The sequence below is a fragment of the Pseudoduganella sp. R-32 genome (assembly GCF_049913245.1).
Taxonomy (GTDB): domain Bacteria; phylum Pseudomonadota; class Gammaproteobacteria; order Burkholderiales; family Burkholderiaceae_D; genus Rugamonas.
In genome coordinates, this window is sequence record NZ_CP183987.1 from 3,436,194 (window position 1) to 3,450,099 (window position 13,906).

At 63.2% G+C, this 13,906-nt stretch carries 13 protein-coding genes; 8 read left to right on the forward strand and 5 right to left on the reverse strand.

Annotated features, from left to right (window positions below):
* Positions 1 to 3 precede the first annotated feature (3 nt).
* Genes ACN9MU_RS15835 through ACN9MU_RS15855 form a run of 5 tightly spaced genes read right to left on the reverse strand, consistent with a single transcriptional unit; the run spans position 4 to position 7,346 of the window.
* On the reverse strand, positions 4 to 1,200 hold the full coding sequence (locus ACN9MU_RS15835) for a type II secretion system F family protein (RefSeq protein WP_426335695.1): 1,197 nt from the start codon (positions 1,198 to 1,200) through the stop codon (positions 4 to 6).
* Position 1,201: 1 nt separating this feature from the next.
* On the reverse strand, positions 1,202 to 2,896 hold the full coding sequence (locus ACN9MU_RS15840) for a GspE/PulE family protein (RefSeq protein ID WP_426171973.1): 1,695 nt from the start codon (positions 2,894 to 2,896) through the stop codon (positions 1,202 to 1,204).
* A 6-nt stretch (positions 2,897 to 2,902) separates the two neighbouring features.
* Positions 2,903 to 4,648 (reverse strand): hypothetical protein, encoded by a 1,746-nt coding sequence (locus tag ACN9MU_RS15845; protein WP_426343031.1) that lies wholly within the window; start codon positions 4,646 to 4,648, stop codon positions 2,903 to 2,905.
* Entirely contained in the window at positions 4,645 to 6,465 is a 1,821-nt protein-coding gene (gene mshL, locus ACN9MU_RS15850; protein WP_426343032.1) for a pilus (MSHA type) biogenesis protein MshL, read from the reverse strand. The genes ACN9MU_RS15845 and mshL overlap by 4 nt, the downstream gene beginning before the upstream one ends.
* Complete coding sequence (locus tag ACN9MU_RS15855; protein ID WP_426171978.1) at positions 6,462 to 7,346, reverse strand: ExeA family protein; 885 nt, start codon at positions 7,344 to 7,346, stop codon at positions 6,462 to 6,464. The genes mshL and ACN9MU_RS15855 overlap by 4 nt, the downstream gene beginning before the upstream one ends.
* 172 nt (positions 7,347 to 7,518) lie before the next feature.
* Between ACN9MU_RS15855 and ACN9MU_RS15860 the strand changes: the two genes are divergently transcribed.
* From ACN9MU_RS15860 to ACN9MU_RS15895, 8 genes are read left to right on the forward strand one after another with little or no spacing between them, the layout of a single operon-like run.
* Complete coding sequence (locus ACN9MU_RS15860) at positions 7,519 to 9,225, forward strand: GspE/PulE family protein (protein ID WP_426171979.1); 1,707 nt, start codon at positions 7,519 to 7,521, stop codon at positions 9,223 to 9,225.
* A 1-nt stretch (position 9,226) separates the two neighbouring features.
* Positions 9,227 to 10,462 carry a type II secretion system F family protein gene (locus ACN9MU_RS15865; protein WP_426343033.1) on the forward strand — a complete coding sequence of 412 codons (1,236 nt, stop codon included), beginning with the start codon at positions 9,227 to 9,229 and terminating at the stop codon, positions 10,460 to 10,462.
* Positions 10,463 to 10,494: 32 nt separating this feature from the next.
* A complete protein-coding gene (locus ACN9MU_RS15870; protein ID WP_426171983.1) occupies positions 10,495 to 10,941 on the forward strand; it encodes a hypothetical protein in 447 nt (148 codons plus the stop codon).
* A gap of 17 nt (positions 10,942 to 10,958) precedes the next feature.
* On the forward strand, positions 10,959 to 11,522 hold the full coding sequence (locus ACN9MU_RS15875; RefSeq protein ID WP_426335700.1) for a type II secretion system protein: 564 nt from the start codon (positions 10,959 to 10,961) through the stop codon (positions 11,520 to 11,522).
* 24 nt (positions 11,523 to 11,546) lie between these two features.
* On the forward strand, positions 11,547 to 12,077 hold the full coding sequence (locus ACN9MU_RS15880; protein ID WP_426343034.1) for a prepilin-type N-terminal cleavage/methylation domain-containing protein: 531 nt from the start codon (positions 11,547 to 11,549) through the stop codon (positions 12,075 to 12,077).
* Positions 12,067 to 12,648 carry a type II secretion system protein gene (locus ACN9MU_RS15885; protein ID WP_426343035.1) on the forward strand — a complete coding sequence of 194 codons (582 nt, stop codon included), beginning with the start codon at positions 12,067 to 12,069 and terminating at the stop codon, positions 12,646 to 12,648. The genes ACN9MU_RS15880 and ACN9MU_RS15885 overlap by 11 nt, the downstream gene beginning before the upstream one ends.
* Positions 12,645 to 13,457, forward strand: a complete 813-nt coding sequence (locus tag ACN9MU_RS15890; RefSeq protein ID WP_426343036.1) for a PulJ/GspJ family protein — start codon at positions 12,645 to 12,647, stop codon at positions 13,455 to 13,457. The genes ACN9MU_RS15885 and ACN9MU_RS15890 overlap by 4 nt, the downstream gene beginning before the upstream one ends.
* Positions 13,454 to 13,903, forward strand: coding sequence for an agglutinin biogenesis protein MshP (locus ACN9MU_RS15895; protein ID WP_426323595.1), 450 nt, complete (start codon positions 13,454 to 13,456; stop codon positions 13,901 to 13,903). The genes ACN9MU_RS15890 and ACN9MU_RS15895 overlap by 4 nt, the downstream gene beginning before the upstream one ends.
* Positions 13,904 to 13,906 lie beyond the last annotated feature (3 nt).

Sequence of the window (13,906 nt, forward strand, 5' to 3'; positions counted from 1 at the left end):
GCATCAGATCCTGATTGAGCTGATGGTGTCGTAAATCGGGCCGAGCACGGACAGCATGATCCATCCCAGCAGGAGGCCGAGGATGACGGTCATCGCCGGTTCGATCATCGATTGCATGCGTTCGATCCGTTCCCGCACTTCGCGGTTGTAGAAGTAGGCCACGTTGCGCAGCGTCGCATCGAGAGCGCCGGTCGATTCCCCGACGCGCAGCATGCGCACCACCAGCGGCGGAAACAGCTCGACCTGCCTGAAGGCTGCCGCAACGCTGTGTCCCTCCGAAATCAGTTCGCGCGCGCGGCGCATGGCGGCTGCCACGACGCGGTTGCCTGCTATTCCCTCCGAGAGCCGTATGCATTCGAGCACGGGAATTCCCGCGGCATACATCAGCGCAAAATAGGTCGCAAAGCGCGCCATGATCAGCTTTTGCAGAACCGGGACGGTACGCAGAAGCAGGCGGTCGAAGGCGAAGGCCGTGCGCTCGTTGGTGCGCAACTGCCAGCGCAGGAGCCACCAGGCCGCAAAGGGCAAAGCCAGCAGCAGATACCAGTAATGGATGAAGATGTCCGACAAGGCAATCAATGCGCGCGTGTGCAGCGGCAGTTCCTGGCCCATGTTCTTGATGAAGGCTGTCAGCTGTGGAACCAGGTAGATCATCAGGAAAAACAGTACGCCGCTGACGATCACCAGTACGAAAGCAGGGTAGGTGATGGCCTTGCGCGCCTGTGCCGCCAGCTCGTCCTGCCACTTCAGGTTCTCGGCCAGGTCGCGGAAGATCTCGTTGACCTTGCCGCTTTGCTCGCCGGCCCTTACCAGGCTGGTAAAGCCCTGGTCGAATACTTCCGGATAGGAGGCCAGGGCGTTGGAGAGCTGCAGGCCGCCTTCGATCTTTTCGACCAGGTCGGTGATGATTTCCCGCAGCCGCAGGTTGTCGGCGCTGTCGCGCAAGTCGCGCAAGCCGTCCAGCATCGGCACGCCGGCACTGCTCATTTGCTCCAGGTGGAAGCAGAAGTTGATCAAGTCGCGCCGCGTGACGCGCTGGCCGCCGATGCGCAGCTTGCGCCGGCGTGTTTCGCGGTAGTCGATCAGGTCGAGCGCCATGCGCTGCAAGCGCAACTCGAGGTCCGGCACATTATGCGCGTCCATATTCCCCGGCACGATGCTGCCGTTGGCGTCCATGGCGCGGTAGATGAACTGGGGCATGTCAGCTCAACCTGTCAGTGAGGTCGACCACGCGCGAGACTTCGTCCAGCGTGGTCAGGCCTTCCATCACACGGCGCATGCCGTCGTCGACCAGCGAATGCAGGCCGGCGGCGCCGGCTGCATTGCGCAATTCGCGGGCCGGCGCCCGGCGCGCCACCATGTCGTCGAGTTCACCGTTCATGCGCAGCAGCTCCATGATTGCCATGCGCCCTTTGTAGCCCTGGTGGGCGCAGCGGTCGCAGGCGCCGGCGCGGTAGATGGTGGCCGGCGGATGGTCGGCCGGAAGCCCCAGCAGCCGACGTTCCAGCTCGTCCGCTTCGACTGCCTGCCGGCAGTGGGGGCACAGCTTGCGCACCAGCCGCTGGGCGATGATGCCGATGATATTGCCGGCCAGGACGTCGGCTACCACGCCCAGGTCAAGCAGGCGCGGGATAGCGCCGACGGCGGAATTGGTATGCAGCGTGGAATAGACCTGGTGGCCGGTCATGGCCGCGGCCAGCGCCATGTCGGCGGTTTCCTTGTCGCGGATCTCGCCGACCAGGATCACGTCGGGGTCTTGCCGCATCATGGAGCGGATGCCGTCTGCGAATCCCAGCTTGGCCGATTCGTTGACCGAGGTCTGGCGGATCTGGTGCATCGGGTATTCGACCGGGTCCTCCATCGTCATGATGTTCACGGATTCCGTGTTGATGTGGTTCAGGATCGAATACAGGGTGGTGGTCTTGCCGCTGCCGGTGGGCCCGGTGACCAGGATCAGGCCGTCGGGACGGGCGATCATCAGTTTGAGCACATCGAGTTCGTGCTCGGCCAGGCCCAGCTTTTCCAGCGGGACGATCCCTTTTTGCCGGTCCAGCACGCGCAGCACGATGTTTTCGCCGTGGGTGGTGGGCTGGCTGCTGGCGCGGAAATCGATCTGGCGGCCGGAGAACTGGATCGATATGCGCCCGTCCTGCGGCGCGCGCGTTTCGGCGATGTTCATCTGGCTGATCACCTTCAGGCGCACCGCCATCGCAGGCCAGTAGGAGCGGTGCAGGCTGCGGATCTGGCGCAGGATGCCGTCGATGCGGTAGCGCACGCGCAGGAAGCTGTGCTCGGGTTCGAAGTGGATGTCTGAGGCGCTGTTCTGTACCGCGTCGGCCAGCAGGGCGTCGATCAGGCGCACCATGGGCTGGCTGTATTCATCGGAGGAAGCGTCCAGCGTGACCTCGCCGGTTTCGATTTCATGCAGGATGCCGTCGATCGACAGCTCGAAGCCGTAATAGTGGTCGATCGCGTACGCAATGTCGGAGTCGTTGACCAGCAGCGGCACCAGCGTGATGCCTTTGACCAGCATGGCGCTGATCTGGTCCAGCGCGACGATGTTGGTGGTGTCGGACATGGCCAGCACCAGTTCGTCGGTGGCCCGTTCATAGACGATGGGGAAGACGCGATAGCGCTTGGCCACTTCCTTGGGAATCAGCTTGAGCGCGACGGCGTCGACCACCAGGCTTTTCAGGTCCGCCGAGCGGGTATTGAGCTTTTCGCTGAGCGCCTCGCGCATCGTCGCTTCCGTCACGAAGCCGAGTGCGATCAGCAACTTGCCCAGGGGTTCGTTGTTGCGCGTTTGCTCGGTCAGTGCGATCCGGAGCTGGTCTTGGCTGATGACGCCCTTCTGGATCAGCAGTTTGCCGAGCGGGATTTTCTGCGTGTCGGCCATTGTGCTTTATTGGGGCGGCGTTTCGAGGGCTTGCAATCGCTTGCGGACTGTCTCGACGTTGAAGCCGGGAGGGCTGGCCTGCGCCAGTTCGAGCGCGCGCCGGTAATAGGTTTGCGCAAGGCGCGGCTGGTTCATGCGGTCCAGGCCGACCCCCAGGTTGAAGGCGTAGTCGGCGTTTTCGGGCATGGTGCTGAAGGCGCGGAAGTAGCTTTGCTGGGCTTCCGGCCAGCGTCCCTGGCGCGCAAACAGGTTGCCAAGGGCGAATTGCACGGGGCCGGAGTCGGGATGCTGGCGCGCCAGCCCGCGCAGCCTGGTTTCATCGGCCTGCAAGTCGCCGGGCCGCAGTTCGGTGAGGCCTGCCAGGGCTTCGGGGTCGTTGGGGTCCAGTTCGAGCAGGCGCAGGTAATTGCCCGATGCCTGCCTGCCATCGTGTTCGCGCAGCGCCACGGCGGCCGATCCGAGCAGCGCGTCGCGGTTGTTGGGGTCTTGCAGCAGGGCGAGATCGTATTGCTGGCGGGCCGTGGCCAAGTCGCCGGACTGCAGGGCAGCATAGCCGTTCTGCACGGCAGGCACAACCTGTACCGATCCTGTCCCGCGTACAAACTGCACCTTGCCTTGCTCGCCGACGGCGGTTTGTACGGTGGCGGCGCGTTCGCTGCCGGCACCTGCTTCGCCCTGGGGCCGGGCAGCCGGTGCCGAACGGCGTACCTTGAAAGTCTCTTCTGCGTGCGCGCGCGTCGCGGCTGATTCATGGGCCGGCGCCGGAGTGCCTTCCGCGCGGACCTGGCGGGCCGCGCGTTCGGCGGCATCGCGCATCGCTTCCGCACGAATCGCGGGGTCCGTGATGGCTGCCAGTTGCTCGGGCGTCGGGATGGTGACATCGGCAGCAGGCCTGGTGGCCGGTGCTTTTGCGCCGGGAGCCGTCGCAGTGCCGGTGGCCGCTGCGCTGCTGTCGGGTGTGCTTGTGCCGGCAAGGCTGGCAGTACCGTTCGCAGCTGCGCCTCCGGCGCCTGAGGCTGCGGCCGTGCTGCCGCCTTCGGCTGCTCCGGCGACGCTGGCGGGCGCCGTGGCCGGCAGGGCTGGATCAGCGCCCGGCGGCGTGACGTAAGGCGTCACAGGTATCGGTGCTCCCTGCTGCGAGCCGGCTTGTGCTACCGGCGCCGATCCCGGCGCCGGCATCGGGACCATGGGCAGGCGCGCCCCGGGGCCTGGGGCCGACACTGCACGCCAATAGATGAAGGCAAATACTGCAAGCAAGGCAGCCAGCGTCCCTGCCAGGAGGGCAAGCCGGCGCTGGGGCGAGGCGGCTGCACGGGACAAGCCCGGCCTGCGTGCGGGGCCAGGACGGGCGGCAGGGTCCCCGCCGGGGCCGGCGCCAGGACCCGCGGCGCGGGCGCCGTTGCCTGCGCCGTAGCCAGGGGATGCCGATGCGCGCAGGCTGTCGCCGGTGCTGGCCGCTGGCGGCAGGCGGGATTCGGCCGCTGGCCGCATTGGCTCATGGCGTGCCTGCGGCGGTACCGGATCATGCACGGCTTCCTGCGCCGCCATGACAGGCGGCTCGGCATCGAGAGGTTCGAGCCGCCACGCATCGGGCATCACGGCAAATGCCGGCCCGCCTTCGATTGGCGGAGGCGAGGGCACGGCATCGGCGCCAAAAGGCTGCTGCTCCCGGCCATGACCGAGCTCCGCGTCATGTCCGTTTTGCGTACGGGCGCGTTCGGCCTTGCGCAAGGCCTGCATCAGCAAGCTCATAGTTCCCCCGCCGGCCGCGCAGGCATGAGATAGCGGTAGTTGCGGTAATCGCCTGCAAGGCTGGCGTCCTTCACGACGACAGGCCGCAGGAAAATCACCAATTCGGTCTTGCTGGCAGTCTCGTTCCGGTACGAGAACAGGTTGCCGAGTACCGGCACGGAGCCGATCAGGGGGATGCTGTCCTTCTTGTTGTCGACGGAATCCTGCATCAGGCCGCCCATCACCGCCACCTGGCCGCTCTGGACTTTCAGGATCGATTCCATTTCGCGCGCCTGGATCACCGGCACCCGGCTCTTGACGTTCTGCTTGCTCAGTTCAGGATTGGGGTCTTCCACATAGTCGACGATGCGCGTTATGGTCGGCCGCACGTTCAGCGTGACTTCGTCCCCCGCCGAGATCTGCGGCGTCACGCTCATCACGAAACCCACGGGCACTGTTTCGACCTTCGATTCGTAGGTCGCGGGCGTTGCAATGGTGCCGGTCGACGTCAGCACGGCCGGCGTCACTTTCAGCGTGAAGAAGATGCTGTTGTCGACCACCTTCAGCAAGGCAGTCTGGTTATTCAGCACGCTGATCTTGGGACTGCTCAGCACTTTCACCTTACCGAATGATTCGAGCAACTGGATGGTAGCCGTGATATTGCCGAAGCGCGTGGTCGGGTTGGCATAGTCGAAGATGAAGATCCCGGCCGAACCGTTCGGCGCCACGCCGGAAGGCAGTGGCGTTGTGCCCACCTGTCCCTGTCCCAGCTTGCCGTTGTTGTTGATGCGCGCCCAGTTGATGCCCTGCTGGTACTGGTCGCTGAGCTTGACCTCGATAATGGTCGCCTCGATCAGCACCTGGCGCTTGGCAGTGGACATGATGATGTCCAGGAATTCCTGCACCTTTTCATGCTGCCGGCTGGTGGCGCGCACGGACAACAGGCCGCCTTCGGGATTGGCAATCACCGATGGCGCATTGCGTCCCTGCGAGGATGGGCCGGCGCCGAAAGCGGTATTGGCGCCCGGCCCGCCGGCCGGGGTTCTTGCTTGCGCGGCAGCCGCCTGGGCGCCGGGGTAGCCGGCATCGGGCGAGGCGGCGCCGGCCTGCATCTGCTGGACCATGGCGTTGGCCTGCTCGCGCATCTGAGCAAGAGGATCGGTGAGCTGGTCATTCAGCGTGGTCGGGCGCAGCATGTCGCGCACGTTCTTTTCCAGGCTGTACCAGAAATTGTTGTCCGAGCGATTGGCAACCGAGGTGGTCGAATTATTGTTGCCGCCGTTGCCCAGTGAGCTGCTGCTTGCCGGCACCGGGTTGGAGGGCGTGCCGCCGCCGTTGCTGTAGGCCGAACCGCCCGTGGTGGAAATCTGCGTTGCGATGTTCACGCTGCTGTTGGTACTGCGGGCGATATTGACGTAGTCGATCTTGTAGTGGTTCCAGTAAGGCTGGTCCGGCAGCACGAGCAGGTTATTGCCCTGCAATTCGTAGCGCATGTCGACCTGCTTGCTGATCCGCGCCAGCAATTGCGGCAAGGTCTGGTCCAGCGCGTTCAAGGTCACCGTTCCTTCCACGGCGGGATGCACGTCGACATTCAAGCCCGCGTCGCGTGCCAGCGCAAACAGGACCGACTGCACCGGCACGCGGTGCACCGACACGCTATAGGTCTCCTGCCGCGCTGCCGGCCGGGGCGGCGCAAGTGCGGCGCTTTGCTGCACCGGTTCCGGAATCGCACCCGCCACCGGCTCCGGCTCGGCCACATGGGTTGGAGACAAGGGAAGTTTCGGCGCGGCACAAGCCGCAAGCAGGACGCATAACAGGGAAGCCGTCAGGTTCTTCATGCTGATCGCCGCCTGAAGCAAGTTGCCAGGAGTTTATCGAAAACGATCATACTGCGATTGCCCGGAACCGCCGCGCACGAATAACGGCTGTCCTCGATCGCCTGGCGCACGTGGTACGAATTTACAAAAGGCAAATCTTCGGCATAGGCTGCCATCAGCGATTTGTCGGCCAGCACATTGATGCGCCGAACGATGCCCTGCGAGCTGCGAGCGATCAGGCGCACGGCGCCACGGCTGAACAGTTCGGGACCCTGGTAACCGGCGGCCCGCAAGCGATGCGAGAGGAAATAGGGGATCTGGTCGCGTGGCATCGGCGGCACATTGAAGCTGTGCGTGATGCGTTCACGCAGTTGCCGCATGCGCGGCAGTGCCAGGTGTTCATCGAGTTCGGGCTGTCCGAACAGCACGATCTGCAGCAGCTTGCTGCGGGCGGTTTCGAGGTTGGTCAGCAGGCGCACTTCCTCCAGCGTTTCAAGCGGCATGGCTTGCGCTTCTTCCACCAGCAGCACGACCCGGTGCGCGGCCGCGTGGCGGGCGATCAGCTCCGCGTGCAGGGCGCGCAACACCTGATCGGCGCGGCGGCCGGTGGTGTTGAGTCCCAGCTCGGCGGCAATCGCGTGCAGGACTTCCTGCGGGCCGAGCGTGGGATTGACGAGGTAGAGCACGTCGACGCCGCGCGGCAGGCGCGCTTCAAGCATCCGGCACAGCATGGTCTTGCCGCAGCCAACCTCGCCCGTCACCTTGACGATGCCTTCGCCCTGGGTGACAGCGTAGAGCAGGGCGGACAGGATCTCGCCGCGCGTATTCCCGCTGTAGAAAAAAGCGGGGTTCGGCGTAATGCCGAAGGGGGCCTCGTGCAGGCCAAAATGTTGCTGGTACATGGCGGCGTGCAGGCATCGGGTGGGTTGGAATAGGCCCTGCAATTGGAGCACGTATCGCAAGAATTCGTCGCCCTCCAGCCACGCTCTGTGGTGAATCTATTAACGAGTTTTGCTTTGCTTGCACGATTCGTTCGCATACAATGCCAGCAAATATTGGATACGGGGAAGCGGTATGACGAGGCCGGAAAAGGTTCGTTTGGGTGAAATCCTGGTGCAGCAGAAACTGCTGTCGGAAGAACAGTTGGGCATGGCGCTGGCGGAGCAGAAACGCAGCGGCCGAAAACTGGGGCGGGTGTTCGTTGAACACGGCTTTGTCACCGAGGAGCAGATTTCCGGTGCGCTGGCGCGCCAGCTCAATATCCCGTATATCAACCTCAAGTTCTACCAGATCAGTTCTGAGCTGGTGCGGCTGTTGCCGGAGACCCAGGCCCGCCGCTTCCGCGCGCTGGTGCTGGAAGACCGCAAGGGATCGATGCTGGTCGGCCTGTCCGATCCGACCGACCTGTTTGCGTACGACGAAATCTCGCGCCTGCTGAAGCAGTCCATCGAGCTGGCCGTGGTCAACGAAACGGAAGTGCTGGCAGCAATCGACCGCATCTACCGCCGCACCGAGGACATCTCCGGCCTGGCTCGGGAGCTGGAACAGGAAATGGGCGAGGGCTCGGTGGACTTTGGCGCGCTTGCCGCCGCCAGCCCCGGCCTGGAAGAAGCGCCGGTCGTCAAACTGCTGCAATCACTGTTCGATGACGCCGCCCAGGTGCGCGCATCGGACATCCACATCGAACCGCAGGAAAGCAGGCTGCAAATCCGCTTCCGCATCGACGGCGTGCTGCACCTGCAGACGGAAGCCGATATCAAGATCGCGCCCGCCCTGGCGCTGCGCCTGAAGCTGATGTCCGACCTGGATATTTCAGAGAAGCGCCTGCCGCAGGACGGCCGCTTCGCCGTACGGGTTAGGAACGCGCGCATCGACGTGCGTATCTCCACCATGCCGACGCAGTACGGCGAATCGATCGTCATGCGTTTGCTGAACCAGAGCGGCATGACCTTGCGGCTTGACGCCATCGGCATGCCCAAGCAGCTGCTCGAGCGCTTCCGCGCCATCGTGGCGCGTCCGAATGGCCTGGTCCTGGTGACCGGCCCGACCGGCAGCGGCAAGACCACCACGCTGTATTGCGCACTGGCGGAACTGAATTCGATGGAGAAGAAGCTGATCACCGTCGAAGACCCGGTTGAATACCGCCTGGCAGGCATCAACCAGGTGCAGGTCAATGAAAAGATCGAACTCGATTTCGCGCGCGTGCTGCGTTCGGCCCTGCGCCAGGATCCGGACATCGTGCTGGTCGGCGAGATGCGCGACCAGGAAACCGCGCAGATCGGCCTGCGCGCCGCCATGACCGGCCACCTGGTGCTCTCGACCCTGCACACCAACGACGCCGCAAGCACGCCGCTGCGCCTGATGGACATGGGAGTGCCGCGCTACATGGTGGGCAGTTCGCTGCAAGCGGTGCTGGCACAGCGCCTGTTGCGCGTGATCTGCGAGTCCTGCACCACGCCCTACACCCTGACGCCAAACGAGCACGAATGGCTCAGCCTCGAATTGAAGGACAAGGTCGACCTGGGCAGGTACTTCCATGGCAAAGGCTGCTCGCATTGCAATGGCCTCGGTTATCGCGGACGCACCGGTATCTACGAGCTGCTGGAAATGACCCAGTCCGTGGTCGACGCGGCCAATGATCCCGACCCGGCCACGTTCCTGAAGGCGGCGCAGCAGCAGATGGCTGGGCAGACGTTGCGGCGCCAGGCGGTACAGCTGGTGGTGCAGGGCCGTACCACCGTTTCCGAGGCGATGCGTATCAGTAACCAGCTAGAGGATTGAGTTGCCTTACTTTGCATACAAAGGCCGGAATGGCCGTGGTGAATTGCTCGCCGGCGTGCTGGAAGGGGCCGACAGCGGGGCCGTTGCCGACCAGCTGTTCGCAACGGGCGTGACGCCGGTCGAGATTACCGAAACCGCCGACCGCGCGCCGGGCAAGTCGGGGCTGGCCAACTTGTGGGAACGGCTGACGGAAAAGAGCGTCAATTCGATGGACGTGCAGCTGTTCAGCCGCCAGATGTACACCTTGCTGAAATCGGGCGTCCCCATCATGCGCGGCTTGGCAGGCTTGCAGGAATCGGCGATCAGCAAGGCCTTTGGCCGCGTGATCGCGGACCTGCGCGAGTCGCTCGATGCCGGCCGAGAACTATCGGCATCCATGCGCCGTCATCCGGAAGCGTTCACGCCGTTTTACCTGTCGATGATCCGGGTCGGCGAAATGACCGGCCGGCTGGACGAAGTCTTCCTGCGCCTGTTCGACCACCTTGAATTCGAGCGCGACATGAAAGAGCGCGTGCGTACCGCCTTGCGTTATCCGACCTTCGTGATGATCGCGATGGCCGTGGCGATGGTGGTGATCAATATGTGGGTGATCCCCGCTTTCGAAGGGGTGTTTCGCAGCTTGAATGCCGAGCTCCCGCTGATGACGCGCATCCTGCTGGCGACGTCGAATTTCACCGTGCAGTACTGGCCGTTCTTCGCGGCGGCCCTGGTGGTTGCCGGGTTTGGATGGCGCTCATGGATCGCAACCGAAAAAGGGCGCTATAAATGGGACCGATGGAAGCTGCGCCTGCCGATCGCCGGCAAGATCATCCACAAGGGCACCATGTCGCGCTTTGCGCGGAGCTTTTCGCTGTCGGCCCGCAGTGGCGTGCCGATCGTGCAGGCCCTGACGGTGGTGTCGCAGACGGTGGACAATGCCTACCTGGCGGCCCGCGTTGAGCAAATGCGCGATGGCGTCGAGCGCGGCGAAAGCATCCTGCGCACTGCGGTTGCGGCAAACGTGTTTACGCCTGTGGTGCTGCAGATGATCGCCGTCGGTGAAGAGACCGGATCGCTGGATGACCTGATGGAGGAAATCGCGGCGATGTATGAGCGCGAGGTCGATTATGAGTTGAAGACCTTGTCGTCACAGATCGAACCGATCCTGATCACCTTCCTGGGCATCATGGTGCTGATCCTGGCGCTTGGCGTGTTCCTGCCGATCTGGGACCTGGGCAAAGTCGCTTTCAAAAAATGAGAAGGCTAAGCAGGTTCAGGCGGTTTGAAGGGTTGGCGTGGTTGATCGTTGGTTTGGCGCTACTGGCGGTTTTCCTCAGCAAGATTCCGTTCTACACTAAAAGCGCAGAAGAGCGGGCAATAGATGTGACGCTGGCACAACTGCGCGCCGCAGTCGAATTGCATCGCCTAAGATCAACCGCAACAACTGATGATCTCGAGGGTAGCAATCCCATGCAATTGCTCGAGGTGAAGCCCGTCAACTACGACGGCGAGTTTGCAAATCGTGGCAGCGCTCCTGCACGACCGGGAACGTGGTTCTTTGATAGGGAGTCGAAAGAGCTGGTCTATGTTTTACTTGCTCCGGAGAAATCTTCATTGAAGCAACAACAAATGCTCTATTTCAAGTTAGAATTGCGCCGCTTGCCCGAACGAACTGTCAGGCCTTCAGAGCTGCCCGCAGAAAATGCCGGTGTTGTTCTGAATCAACTAAATGACTAGCCACGAAGCTGGTCCATATGATTTTTGAACTCATGGGAGAAGTGATGAAAAAGTTTCCAAATTCGATGCCCCGCTCGCAGCAAGCTGGCTTTACCCTGATCGAACTGATCGTTGTGATCGTGATTCTCGGCATCCTGGCCGCCACTGCGCTGCCGCGCTTCATGGACGTCGGCAGTGAGGCGCGCGCTGCGAGCGTCGCAGCAGTGCGTGGTTCGCTGAACGCTGCAAATTCGATGGTCCATAGCCGCTGGCTGATCTCGCAAGGGAGCACGGTCAAGATGGAAGGCCTGGATGTCCCGGTTGATACCGCCGGCTATCCAACTGTCTCGGCTACCGTAAATTCCCACATCGCCGACATGGCCGGCATCAATAGCAACGACTATACGACCATCGCCCCAAGCTCGTCGGGGACCACTAGCCCTACGACCTCGAGTAGCGAGGTTGCTTTTGTACCGAAGAGCGTGGCAGGTACCACTAAAGCTGCCAAGTGCTACGTGAAATTTACAGCAGCGATCATCTCTTCGGCGACTCCGCCGGTTGTAACGCCGCCTGCCATTTCGACGGACACGTCCGGCTGCTAAGCCGCCAGGCACTATAAGGAATCGATGGCAACCAGCGGAGCTTCGCCTGGGCGCGGCTTCACAATGGTCGAGCTGATCATTGTGCTGGTTGTTGTCGGCATTCTGTCGGCAGTCGTGTTCGGCCGCTTTTTCGTGCGCGGTGACTACGACGCGGCGGGATTTGCAGCGCAAATGAGGGCGACGCTGCGCTACGGCCAGCAGCTGGCCATTGCGCAGAACCGGCCGATTTATGTCTACCTGGACAGCTCAAGCGTGGCGCTTTGCTTCGCCGCCACCTGCAGCGCCGCCAATCACGTGCGCGATCCAGGCGGCGGCAACAGCTTCAGCGGTGGCCAGTGCGGCACTGACCGTTCGTGGGCCTGCGCGGCGCCGCCGGCCAATGTGGCCCTGGGACTGTCGCCGGCGGGTGCAGCAAACAATCATTTCTTTTTTGACGCTTCCGGCAAGCCGCAGTTGTCTTCCGGCGCGGAGTTCAGCTCCCTCAACCTTCAGGTGAGTGCCGGCAACACACAGCAGGCCGTCCGGGTGCAATGGGAAACCGGCTATGTCTATTAGACACGATCGCCAGTCGGGCCTGACTTTCATCGAACTGATCCTGTTCATCATCATTGTCGGCATTGCGGCTGCAGCCATCCTGCGCACGCTGGCCAATACCAGCAATGCCAGCGCGGACCCGCTGCGCCGCAAGCAGGCCTTGCTGATTGCCGAAGGCTTGCTGGAGGAAGTCCAGCTTGCCGCGTTCACGTTCTGCGATCCGCTCGACACCACGGAAAACCCGACAGCGCCGGCCGACTGTGCGATGCCGGAAGCGGTCGGCAACGAGGGTGGCACACGGCCGTACAACAACATCAATGACTATGTGCCGAGCCTCGGCGTGCCATACGCCGCCTTCAATAACGGGGCCGGAAAGCTGGTCGATGCCGCCGGCAACGAGCTGGGCGTGAGCGGCTACGCTGCAACGCTGACCTTGCGCGCCGAGCCGCTGAACGGCATCCCGTCGACCGCCGCCGTGGCGACGCAGGAAGTGCTGCGCCTGACGGTGCGCGTGACGCACGGCCCGCTGGCAAGCGACTTCGTGGAGCTTGACACCTATCGCACACGCCATTCGCCGCAGGTGGCGCAATGAAGCGGGCAGGGGGCTTTACGCTGATCGAGATGATCGTTGTGATCGTCCTGACCGGCATCGTGGCCGGCATGGTTGCCGTATTCCTGCGCGCGCCGGTGCAAGCCTATGTCGACAGCGCCGCGCGCGCCGAGTTGAGCGACGCCGCCGATATCGCGGTGCGGCGCATTGCGCGCGAGGTGCGCAGGGCGCTGCCCAATAGCCTGCGGGTCAGCGGCGGCGGGGCCACCGTGGAATTCTTTCCGACCAAATCCGGCGGACGCTATCTTGCCGAAGAAGACGACGAAGGCGCCGGCTACCTGGACTTCACCGATAGCACCAAGCGCAGTTTTACCGTAGTGGGCCAGATGCCTTCGCCTGCGATCGTGCCGGGAACCGATTCCATCGTGGTGTACAACCTGGGACCCGGCATCGACCGCGCAGATGCTTATGCTGGCGACAATATCGCCCTGGTCAGTTCCGTGGCGGGCAATGTCGTGACCCTGGCCAGCAATCCTTTCGCCAGCGCGGGCGCCACTGCTCCCATCCTGAGTTCGCCGGCGCGCCGCTTCCAGGTGGTGACCGGCCCGGTCAAGTTCGTGTGCGACCTGGCGAACCGCCAACTGGTCCGGCAATGGAACTACACGCCGCCGGCGACAGCCGATACTGCGATCCTGGCGACTAATGTCACGGCTTGCCGCTTCACCTACGAGGCGAATATCGCCAATACCCGCTCCGGATTGCTGGGCATTAGCTTGACGCTGGCGCGGCCGGACATGCCGGCGGAATCGGTGCAGCTATTCCACCAGATCCACGTGGACAACCCGATATGACAAGCATGCGCCAATATTCGCGGCAGCGCGGCGTGAGCCTGGTAGCGGCCATTTTCCTGGTCGTCGTGCTGGCATTCCTGGCGGTGGCGATCGTCAGCGTCACCTCCACGCAGCAGGCGGCCTTCGGGCTGGACGTGCAGGGCACGCGCGCTTACCAGGCCGCGCGCTCGGGCGTGGAATGGGGGCTGCACCGCCAGTTGCGCAGCAATGCCTTGTGTCCGGCAGCGAGCGGCGCCTCGTCCACGTCGAGCTTTGCCATGCCCGCCAACACTACCCTCAGCCCCTATACTGTCACGGTGACCTGCACCACGACCGTGCTGGGAGCGATCAAGCGCTATCGGATGCGATCGGTCGCCTGCAACCAGCCTGCGGCGGGCGCTTGCCCGAATGCGAACAATAGTTCCGACTACGTGCAACGCGTCATCCAGGTCGATTTCGGAGAATGAAGA

What these genes read in the sequence shown, in the direction of transcription:
- ACN9MU_RS15860 (WP_426171979.1), top strand. Translation starts at nt 7,519, where the DNA reads ATGACGAGGCCGGAAAAGGTTCGTTTGGGTGAAATCCTGGTGCAGCAG.
- ACN9MU_RS15880 (WP_426343034.1), top strand. Translation starts at nt 11,547, where the DNA reads ATGGCAACCAGCGGAGCTTCGCCTGGGCGCGGCTTCACAATGGTCGAG.
- mshL (WP_426343032.1), bottom strand. Translation starts at nt 6,465, where the DNA reads ATGAAGAACCTGACGGCTTCCCTGTTATGCGTCCTGCTTGCGGCTTGT.
- ACN9MU_RS15840 (WP_426171973.1), bottom strand. Translation starts at nt 2,896, where the DNA reads ATGGCCGACACGCAGAAAATCCCGCTCGGCAAACTGCTGATCCAGAAG.
- ACN9MU_RS15855 (WP_426171978.1), bottom strand. Translation starts at nt 7,346, where the DNA reads ATGTACCAGCAACATTTTGGCCTGCACGAGGCCCCCTTCGGCATTACG.
- ACN9MU_RS15895 (WP_426323595.1), top strand. Translation starts at nt 13,454, where the DNA reads ATGACAAGCATGCGCCAATATTCGCGGCAGCGCGGCGTGAGCCTGGTA.
- ACN9MU_RS15835 (WP_426335695.1), bottom strand. Translation starts at nt 1,200, where the DNA reads ATGCCCCAGTTCATCTACCGCGCCATGGACGCCAACGGCAGCATCGTG.
- ACN9MU_RS15875 (WP_426335700.1), top strand. Translation starts at nt 10,959, where the DNA reads ATGATTTTTGAACTCATGGGAGAAGTGATGAAAAAGTTTCCAAATTCG.
- ACN9MU_RS15890 (WP_426343036.1), top strand. Translation starts at nt 12,645, where the DNA reads ATGAAGCGGGCAGGGGGCTTTACGCTGATCGAGATGATCGTTGTGATC.
- ACN9MU_RS15885 (WP_426343035.1), top strand. Translation starts at nt 12,067, where the DNA reads ATGTCTATTAGACACGATCGCCAGTCGGGCCTGACTTTCATCGAACTG.
- ACN9MU_RS15845 (WP_426343031.1), bottom strand. Translation starts at nt 4,648, where the DNA reads ATGAGCTTGCTGATGCAGGCCTTGCGCAAGGCCGAACGCGCCCGTACG.